The organism is Pseudomonas edaphica, from assembly GCF_005863185.1.
GTDB lineage: Bacteria > Pseudomonadota > Gammaproteobacteria > Pseudomonadales > Pseudomonadaceae > Aquipseudomonas > Aquipseudomonas edaphica.
The window spans coordinates 1-8578 of sequence record NZ_VBVZ01000248.1 but is presented as its reverse complement, the minus strand read 5'-3'; the positions used below and the strand labels follow the sequence as shown (position 1 = coordinate 8578).

At 60.5% G+C, this 8578-nt stretch carries 9 protein-coding genes and 1 pseudogene; 5 read left to right on the top strand and 5 right to left on the bottom strand.

Going from position 1 to position 8578, the window contains the following annotated elements; genetic code table 11:
- Both FEM54_RS17225 and FEM54_RS17220 read left to right on the top strand, forming a co-directional pair.
- A partial coding sequence (locus FEM54_RS17225; protein ID WP_276614615.1) for a glycine betaine ABC transporter substrate-binding protein occupies positions 1–604 on the top strand: 604 nt, incomplete at its 5' end.
- Positions 605–732: 128 nt separating this feature from the next.
- Positions 733–1668 (top strand): aliphatic sulfonate ABC transporter substrate-binding protein, encoded by a 936-nt coding sequence (locus tag FEM54_RS17220; protein ID WP_017139207.1) that lies wholly within the window; start codon positions 733–735, stop codon positions 1666–1668.
- Between the two features lie 114 nt (positions 1669–1782).
- On the opposite strand, the gene gstA is transcribed toward FEM54_RS17220, so the two are convergent.
- Complete coding sequence (gene gstA, locus FEM54_RS17215) at positions 1783–2385, bottom strand: glutathione transferase GstA (RefSeq protein ID WP_138452090.1); 603 nt, start codon at positions 2383–2385, stop codon at positions 1783–1785.
- Between the two features lie 96 nt (positions 2386–2481).
- On the opposite strand from gstA, the gene FEM54_RS17210 reads away from it, so the two are divergent.
- From FEM54_RS17210 to FEM54_RS35130, 3 genes and pseudogenes are all read left to right on the top strand, one after another.
- Positions 2482–3351 carry a LysR family transcriptional regulator gene (locus tag FEM54_RS17210; RefSeq protein WP_138452088.1) on the top strand — a complete coding sequence of 290 codons (870 nt, stop codon included), beginning with the start codon at positions 2482–2484 and terminating at the stop codon, positions 3349–3351.
- 122 nt (positions 3352–3473) lie between these two features.
- A pseudogene (locus FEM54_RS35135) lies at positions 3474–4295 on the top strand (PAS domain-containing protein); the annotation flags it as partial.
- Positions 4269–4838 carry a methyl-accepting chemotaxis protein gene (locus tag FEM54_RS35130; RefSeq protein ID WP_371318500.1) on the top strand — a complete coding sequence of 190 codons (570 nt, stop codon included), beginning with the start codon at positions 4269–4271 and terminating at the stop codon, positions 4836–4838. The pseudogene FEM54_RS35135 and the gene FEM54_RS35130, both read left to right, overlap by 27 nt.
- Before the next feature lie 143 nt (positions 4839–4981).
- Here the strand turns inward: FEM54_RS35130 and FEM54_RS17200 are convergent, their stop codons facing one another.
- The 4 genes from FEM54_RS17200 to FEM54_RS17185 form a co-directional block, all read right to left on the bottom strand.
- Entirely contained in the window at positions 4982–5491 is a 510-nt protein-coding gene (locus tag FEM54_RS17200; protein ID WP_017139210.1) for a hypothetical protein, read from the bottom strand.
- A 133-nt stretch (positions 5492–5624) separates the two neighbouring features.
- Positions 5625–7034: an MFS transporter gene (locus FEM54_RS17195; protein ID WP_138452086.1), complete on the bottom strand. Its 1410-nt coding sequence runs from the start codon at positions 7032–7034 to the stop codon at positions 5625–5627.
- 9 nt (positions 7035–7043) lie between these two features.
- Positions 7044–7781, bottom strand: a complete 738-nt coding sequence (locus FEM54_RS17190) for an NAD-dependent epimerase/dehydratase family protein (protein WP_138452085.1) — start codon at positions 7779–7781, stop codon at positions 7044–7046.
- 14 nt (positions 7782–7795) lie between these two features.
- Positions 7796–8428, bottom strand: a complete 633-nt coding sequence (locus tag FEM54_RS17185; RefSeq protein ID WP_138452083.1) for a glutathione S-transferase family protein — start codon at positions 8426–8428, stop codon at positions 7796–7798.
- Positions 8429–8578: the final 150 nt, after the last annotated feature.

Sequence of the window (8578 nt, the reverse complement as noted above, 5' to 3'; positions counted from 1 at the left end):
GCTTAAGTCAGTGGCTGACCTGGCGCGCTACAAGGACGTATTTCGCGACCCTGAAGACCCGAGCAAAGGCCGCTTCCTCAACAGCCCTACCGGCTGGACCTCGGAAATCGTCAACAGCCAGAAGCTCAAGGCCTATGGCCTGACCGATACCTTCGTCAACTTCCGCACCGGTTCCGGCGCGGCGCTGGATGCTGAAGTGGCCTCCTCGATCCGCCGTGGCAAACCGGTGTTGTTCTACTACTGGTCGCCGACGCCACTGCTGGGCCGCTTCAAGCTGATCAAGCTCGAAGAACCGCCGTTCAACGCCGACGCCTGGAAAACCCTGGCCGACGCCAACAACCCGCACCCCATTGGCACCCGTTCGATGCCTGCACACTTGGCGATTGGTGTGTCGGCGCCGTTCAAGGCGCAGTACCCACAGTTAGTCACCTTCTTTGAAAAAGTCGACCTGCCGATCGACCTGCTCAACGGCATCCTTGCGCAAATGAGCGAGAAACGTGAACAGCCGCGCCAGGTCGCGCTGGCGTTCCTCAAAGAGCAGCCGCAAGTGTGGCAGCAATGGGTGCCTGCGGATGTCGCGGCCAAGGTCAAAGCTGGCCTGTAGCTGATCGTTCCCACGCTCCGCGTGGGAGTGCATCCCGTGACGCTCTGCGTCACGATTTTAGAGCGGGGCGCGGAGCGTCCCTGGCGGCATTCCCACGCAGAGCGTGGGAACGATCGGAGGTAACAATGATGGTTAAGTTTTTCAGTGTGGTTCTGGCTTCACTTGTGTTTTCGGCAGCGGTGTCTGCGGCCGAACCGTCCACCTTGCGCATCGGCTACCAGAAAAGCTCGGTGAGCATGGTACTGGCCCGTGAGCACAAACTGTTCGAAGAGGCGCTGCCCGGCACCCAGGTGCAGTGGACTGAATTCCTCGGCGGCCCGCCACTGATCGAAGCGCTGAACGCCGGCAGCCTGGACATTGGCAATATCGGCGACATCCCGCCGATCTTCGCCCAGGCCGCCGGCATCGACTTGCAGTACTTCGCTGTCGAGCCCAATGAAGGCAAAACCGAAGCGGTGCTGGTGCCCACAGCCAGCAGCATCCAAAGCGTGGCCGAACTCAAGGGCAAGCGCGTGGCGCTGCTCAAGGGCTCCAGCGCACACAACCTGTTCCTCAAAAGCCTGCTGCGCGCGGGCTTGCAGTGGAAGGATGTGAATGTGGTGTACCTGTCGCCGTCCGACGGCCGCGCCGCGTTTGAACAAGGCAAAGTCGACGCCTGGGTGGTGTGGGACCCGTACTACTCGGCGGCTGTGGTCGATGGCTCCGCCCGCGTATTGGGCGACGGCCAGGGCCTTAACCCGGCCGGCAGTTTCTTTGTGGTCAACAGCCCGTTTGCCAAACAGTACCCGCACGCCGTCGCCACCATCATCAAGACGCTCGGCAAGGCCCAGCGCCTGTCCCTGGACCAGCCCGAAGAAAGCATCGCCTTGATGGCCAAGACCCTGGGCCTGCAGCCGGCGGTGGTCAAAAGCTACTTCGAACACCGCTCGCCGGAGCCGATTCGGCCGCTGCAGGCCATCGACATCGCCAATCAGCAGCGCACCGCCGACCTGTTCTTCGCCAACGGCCTGATCCCGAAAAAGGTCGATGTGCAGCAAATAGTCTTCAAGGCTCTAAACCAATGAACATCAACTGTGGGAGCTGGCTTGCCTGCGATAGCGCTGGCCCAGACAGCACATCATTGCCTGACACACAGTCATCGCAGGCAAGCCAGCTCCCACAGTGGATTGCATTTCAGGTCATGGATTTTCAGCAGCCAGCGCCGCAGTCACGGCAGGCCGTGCGCCAACGCGTTGTTGAAACGCCGTCAGTGCCGGCCACGGCTGCAGATCAATGTCATGAACCGCCGCCCAGCGCAGCAGCACAAACAAATACGCATCCGCTACCGAGTACTGCTCGCCCAGCAAATAATCCTGACGCTCCAGCGTCTGCACCAGAAACTCAAAGCGCTTGAACAACTTGGCCACAAACGTGGCTCGCACTTCGCCTTGGATCGCCGGGTTGAAGAAAATCCCCAGCCCGCCGTGAATCTCGCTGGCGATGAAATTCAGCCATTCCTGCAAACGCACACGCTCCCAACTGCCATTGGCCGGGGCCAACTGGGCGGCGGGTTTCAGGTCGGCCAGGTATTGCAGGATCGCACTGGCTTCGGTCAGCACCTGGCCGTTATCCAGTTGCAGCGCCGCCACATAGCCCTTGGGGTTTATTTGCAGGAAGTCTGCGCCATCGGCAGTGGTTTTGGCCTTGTTATCGACCCTTACCAAGTCGAACGGCAGCGCCAATTCGCGCAGCACGATATGGGGGGCGAGGGAACAGGCATTCGGGGAGAAATACAATTTCATGTGGGGCTACTCGGTTGAATTTGCGCCAGTCTCACGGGCATGGCACCGTGGGTAAAATTAAACCTTCAGACCCCACCCATAAGGACAGCTACTGCCATGATGAACCTGATGCACTGGCGCTTGCTGGTGGCCGTGGCCGATCAAGGCAGCATTACGGCGGCTGCCGAGCAGGTGGGCATGACCCAGTCCGCCGCCAGCCAGGCCATGGCCAACATGGAGGCGACTTTGGGTGCGCAATTGTTCACGCGCGAGCCGCGCAAGACCTTGCCCACCGCGCTCGGGTTGAGTGTGATCGAACAAGCGCGCGTGATGATGGGGGCGTTGCAGGCGATTCGTACAACGGTCGACGACGCTCGGCCGCTGCTGCGTGGGAGTATTCGCATCGCCAGTTTCCCGATGGTGATGGCGACTTTTCTGACGCCGCTGCTGCAGCGTTTTCGTCAGATGAACCCCGGTATTGAAGTGACCACGCTGGATGTCACGGACAGTGAAGTGCTCACCTTGCTTGACGCCGGCCTGATCGACCTGGGCGTGGTGCTCAACCCCAGGCCCGAGCGCAACGCCAGCGTATTGGGGCGAGATTGCTGGATGGCCGTGTTGCCGACCGATCATCCCTTGGCGCAGCGCCCGGCCAACGCCAGCGTGTCGTTTGAGGAACTGCTGGAGCAACCCTTTGTACTTGCCACCGGCGGTTGCACCGCCAGTGCCCGCAGCTTGGCGGGCGCTGCGGGGCTTACCCTGCGCGATATTCGCGTGGAAGTACGCGAGTGGAACAGCGCCTACAGCCTGGTACGCGAAGGCGTCGGCGTCACGCTGGTACCTGAAATGGCCTTGCCGGTAAAGCGCAATGGCTTGCGCGTGATGCCGCTGACCGTCCCGCTGTATCGCGAATTTGCCTTGGTCGGCTCGCCCGCCCGGCCGCCTTCAGCCGCGGCAAGCGCATTGTTAAAAATGCTGGCTGACTAGTGGCCTTGCATAGCGCCAAGCCCTGTCTATGCTCACCCAGAACCGTTGATGACGTTTGGCATATAAAGCGTTTCGGATGGTTATTTCCCCATGAAGGTTAGCCAGCACTATCCAAAAAATGAATGGAATGCGCCTTTCAGGCGCCGGGAATCAAGGGTGATCTGACCATGTTCAACCGCCATCACAAATCCGACCTGCAAGAAATCGAACGTTTCTCCTGTGCCCTCACCGAAGCCAACGCCAAACTCGCCGCCATCAGCCGTTCCATGGCAATGATCGAGTTCGACCGCAACGGCATCATCCTCGATGCCAACGACAACTTCTGCCAAGCCATGGGCTACAACGTGGAGGAAATTCGCGGCAAGCATCACCGCATTTTTTGCGAGGATGCCTACACCCACACCGAGGCCTACACCAAGCTATGGCGTGACCTGGCGCGGGGCGAAGCCCTCAGCGGCACCTTTATGCGCCTGAACAAGCGTGGCGAAGAAGTGTGGCTCGAAGCCAGTTATATGCCGGTGCTCGACAGCAACAACCAGGTGCAGAGCGTGATCAAAGTGGCTTCGGATATTTCGGCGCGGGTCCACCATGAACACGAGAACCAGAGCCTGATCGACGCCATCAGCCGTTCAATGGCGGTGATCGAGTTCACGCCCCAGGGCCAGATTCTCAACGCCAACGACAATTTCCTGCGCACCGTGCAGTACTCACGCGAAGAAATCATCGGCCAGCACCACAGCATGTTCTGCCACCGTGCCGAGGTTGAATTGCCGGCCTACAAGGCGTTCTGGGCCTCGCTCAACCGTGGGGAATATCATTCCCATCGCTTCGAGCGTAAGAACAAATACGGCAAGACCCTGTTTCTGGAAGCGTCCTACAACCCGATTTTCGACACCAACGGGCGCCTGTACAAAGTGGTGAAATTCGCCAGTGACATCACCGACCAGGTCACCACCCTGCGCACCGCCGCCGATTCGGCGCATGCCACCTCGGTACAAAACGATGCCTGTGCGCGCAAAGGTTCGGAGGTGGTGCAGCAAACCGTGCAGATCATTGAAGAGATTTCCAGCGACTTGAATCAGGCGGCCCAGAGTATCGATGCGGTGAGCAAGCAATCGGACATCATCGGCTCCATCGTGCAGACCATCCGCAGCATTGCCGAGCAGACCAATATGCTCGCGCTTAACGCAGCCATTGAAGCGGCGCGGGCGGGTGAGCATGGGCGTGGTTTTGCGGTGGTGGCCGATGAAGTGCGCAGCCTTGCCGCACGCACCAGTCAGGCGACAGTGGAGATTGTGGATGTAGTGCGCAAGAACCACGACCTGTCGCTGAGCGCGGTGTCGAGCATGCAGTCGAGCCTGAGCCGTACGGGGCTGGGTGTGGAATTGGCGAATGAAGCGGGGCAGGTGATCCTGGAGATTCAGGAAGGTTCGCGGCATGTGGTGGATGCGATCAGCCAGTTCAACTCAACGTTGCAACTGCAGTAAGGCTGGGGGCTCAAGATCGTTCCCACGCTCCGCGTGGGAATGCCTCACTGGACGCTCCGCGTCCGCTCTTGGGACGCGGAGCGTCCTTGGCTGCATTCCCACGCGGAGCGTGGGAACGATCATCCGATCATCAGTGGTGTCGGTCAGATCGCGGCCAGGGTTTCTTTAACCGCCTGCGCCGGATCAGTGGCCTTCGCCGCTACCTGCTGATCTTGCTGCTGCTTCACGCGTTCAGCCACTTGCTTGGCAATCGCGTCCTGTTTTTCCTGCGGCATTGCTTGCACTTGCGCCTCGGTCAAACCCTGTTCCTTGAGCAACTGCTCGCGGATGCGTTCGGCGGGGGATTTGTTCATGTAGTCGGTGAAGTCGGCGCGTGCGGTGCTGGTGCTCGAACCGGCTGCCGGCACATCCGTCGATGCGGTAGGGGCGGCGGTGGTGGCTTGCAGTTGCACACGGGTCTTGGCGAAGGCTTCGTCGATGCGGTCGTTGGCTTTGTCCAGGTCCTTCTGCGCGGCCGGCACGGTCACACTTTGCTGCGCCGCTTGCAGGGCACCACTGTAAAGCGTGCTGGCGGCAGCGTTGGCCGGGTCCATGTCGGGACGCTTGAGCTGTTGCACGGTCGATACGGCTTGGGCGTTGTTATTAACCAGCATGATCGGTCACCTGTGGAAATGTTCGGTGCGACAGCTGGAGCAAATAGCATGCCGAGTGCACCACCCCCGGTTTTGTTGGGGATGGCGCGGGCGTCGCGGCAATCATTGTCCCGCAGGCGGCCAACTGTTGCCGTCAGTGCGCAATATTCTCCAACGCCAAATTGCGCGTGCGCGGCCCGAACCAACTGATGGTGATCATCACAATCAACATGCTGCTGGCAATAAACGCCAGCACGCCCGGCGTGCCCAGGTGCTCCAGGATAAAACCGATCAACAAGCTGCTGAACACCGTGGACAAGCGGCTGAACGAATAGCAGAACCCCACCGCCCGTGCGCGGATATTGGTCGGGAACAACTCGCTCTGGTACGAGTGATAACTGAAGCTCAGCCAGGCGTTGCAGAAGGTGATCATCACCCCGCAGATCACCAGCCCCACCGCCGTGGTTTGCAGGGCGAACAGGCTGCCGAAGATCATTGCGCCCATGGCTGAGCCGACAATCTGCCATTTATTTTCGAAACGGTTGGCCACTTTTACAAACAACAACGGGCCCAGCGGGTAGGCGAGGGTGATGATAAAGGCGTACATCAGGCTGTGGGTCACGCTCACGCCCTGGCCCGACAGCAACGCCGGCAACCAATTGCCGAAGCCGAAAAAGCCGATAGCCTGGAACACGTGAAACACAATCAGCATCAACGCACGGCGCCGGTACGGCGGTTGCCAGATATCGGCAAAACGGCCGCTGCCTTGCACGCTGACGGCCTGCGGTTCAGGTTCTTCCAGCGGTTTGCCGTGATCCTTTTGGCAGCGCGCCTCCAGGTTGTCCATGATCTGCCCGGCTTCATCAAAGCGACCTTTTTGCGCCAGCCAGCGCGGTGATTCCGGCAGGCGCTTGCGCAGTTGCCAGATAAACAGCGCAAACACTGCACTGCTGAGCACCACCCAGCGCCAGCCGGACACCCCGAATGGCGCCTGGGGCACCAGCCACCACGACATCAATGCTACCGCCGGCACCGACAGAAACTGGATGAAAAACGCAAAGGCGAACGCTGAACTGCGCATGCGCTTGGGCACCAGTTCCGACAGGTAGGCGTCGATGGTTACCAGCTCGATCCCCAGGCCAATGCCCACCAGAAAACGCATGCCGATAATGCCCAGCGCCGAGGTTTGAATGCCCATCAACACCGTGGCGACCGTGTACCAGATCAACGCAAAGGTAAAGATCGCCCGGCGCCCGAAACGGTCGGCGATAGGGCTGAGCAGGCTGGCACCGAGGAACAGGCCCAGGAAGGTCGCGGAAGCAAACGCGGCCTGGTCCGAGAAGCCAAACACGCCCTCGCTGCCGGTGTGGAATATCCCATCGCTGATCAAGCCGGGGCTGATATAGGCGGTCTGGAACAGGTCATACAGCTCAAAAAAACCACCGATCGACAGCAGCGCCACCAGGCGCCAGACGGTGGCGACGGCGGGCAGGCGGTCAATGCGCGCGCTGATGTGGGCAGCACGGATCGGGTCGATGCCGTCGGCGGTGGAGAGTGCAGGCATGGGCAGAACTCAATAAGTAATCGGGATTTCAAATGCTTGGAATGCATCATCGACCGGATGGTAACCCAACACCCGCGTGGTTTCGCTCAGGTCCAGGCGCTTGAAACGGTTATTGGAAATGCCATGGGCGATCAGGTGCTTCACGCCCTCGGCCTCCACCGAGCGTTGCAGCAATTGCACCGCGTCCCGTGGGCTGAGCCAGGCGCTGAGGTCGCGGGCGTTGTTGAGGTCGTGGGTTTCGGGGAACTCAAAGGCGCCGATGCGCAGGGCAATGGTCGACAGTGGCGTCTTGGCTGCGTAGTAGCCGCACAACGCCTCGCCGTAGCATTTGCTCACGCCGTACAGGTTGGCGGGCATTACCTGCATGCCGGGCGTGATCTGCCGGTCTACCGGGTAGCCTTCGATGGTTTGTGCGCTGCTGGCGAATACCAAACGCTTCACGCCGGCGGCCACGGCGGCTTCGAACAGGTAAGTCGTAGCGAGGATATTGTTCGGTAGCAACTCGTCGAACGAAGCGCTGGCGTGGGGGATGCCCGACAGGTGCACGACCACGTCGATGCCATCAAGCAGCGCAGCCAGGCTGGCTTTGTCGCTGAGGTCGGCGTGGACGAAACGGTGCTCGCCCAGGTCGAACGCCGGCGCGATGCGGTCCGTGAGGGTGAAGCGGTAGCGCTCTTTTGAGGCTTCGAAAAATGTCTTGCCGATTCTGCCGCAGGCGCCGGTAAGCAGTACGTTGAGTCCTTTCACAGTGAGTCCTTGTTTTAGTGATGGCCGTCGAGGGCGAAGGTCTTGAAGCCCTGGCGTTGGCTCAGGCGTTGGTAATACGCCGCAATGGCAGGGTAGGGCGGGCGCTGCATGGGCGTGTTCTGCCAGCGGTGCACCGAGAGGCCGATCAGGATATCGGCGAGGGTGAATTCATCGCCGGCCACATAGGCGCAGGTTTTAGCCAACTGTTGTTCCAGCAGGCCCATCTTGTCATTCCAGCGCTGCACGGCGGCGGCAATCTGCGCCGCGTCGAGGTTGTCGGGGTTATTGCGCACCAGCGCGGTGAAGGCATCGCCCCAGGCGCGGTTGAGTTCCACGGCTTGCCAGTCCACCCATTGCTCGACCCGCGCACGTGGCGCGGGTTCGGCGGGTAGCAGGTCGGTGCGTTGGTAGAGGCCGATCAGGTAGCGGCAGATGGTGTTGGATTCCCACAACACACCGTGGTCGTCGATCAGCACCGGCACCTGGGCGTTGGGGTTCAGGGCCAGGAATTCGGCTGACTGGGTGGGCTTGAAGCCGATGCCCCAGTCTTCACGTACGTAGTCGATGCCCAGTTCCTGGCAGGTCCAGAGCACTTTGCGCACGTTGATGGAGGACGTGCGGCCGAGGATTTTCAGTGAGTGTCCCATGGTGCTTCCCTGACGATGGCGAGCGGTCAATCTAGCAGGGGCAGGACTTTACGGCGATATCTTAAGTGGGCACGGACAACATGTGGGAGCTGGCTTGCCTGCGATGGCGGTAGACCTGTCGGCACATCATTGCCTGACACACCGCTATCG

Excerpts from the sequence above, each read along its gene's own strand:
- FEM54_RS17220 (WP_017139207.1), top strand. The coding sequence starts at position 733 with ATGGTTAAGTTTTTCAGTGTGGTTCTGGCTTCACTTGTGTTTTCGGCA.
- gstA (WP_138452090.1), bottom strand. The coding sequence starts at position 2,385 with ATGAAATTGTATTTCTCCCCGAATGCCTGTTCCCTCGCCCCCCATATC.
- FEM54_RS17210 (WP_138452088.1), top strand. The coding sequence starts at position 2,482 with ATGATGAACCTGATGCACTGGCGCTTGCTGGTGGCCGTGGCCGATCAA.
- FEM54_RS17200 (WP_017139210.1), bottom strand. The coding sequence starts at position 5,491 with ATGCTGGTTAATAACAACGCCCAAGCCGTATCGACCGTGCAACAGCTC.
- FEM54_RS17195 (WP_138452086.1), bottom strand. The coding sequence starts at position 7,034 with ATGCCTGCACTCTCCACCGCCGACGGCATCGACCCGATCCGTGCTGCC.
- FEM54_RS17185 (WP_138452083.1), bottom strand. The coding sequence starts at position 8,428 with ATGGGACACTCACTGAAAATCCTCGGCCGCACGTCCTCCATCAACGTG.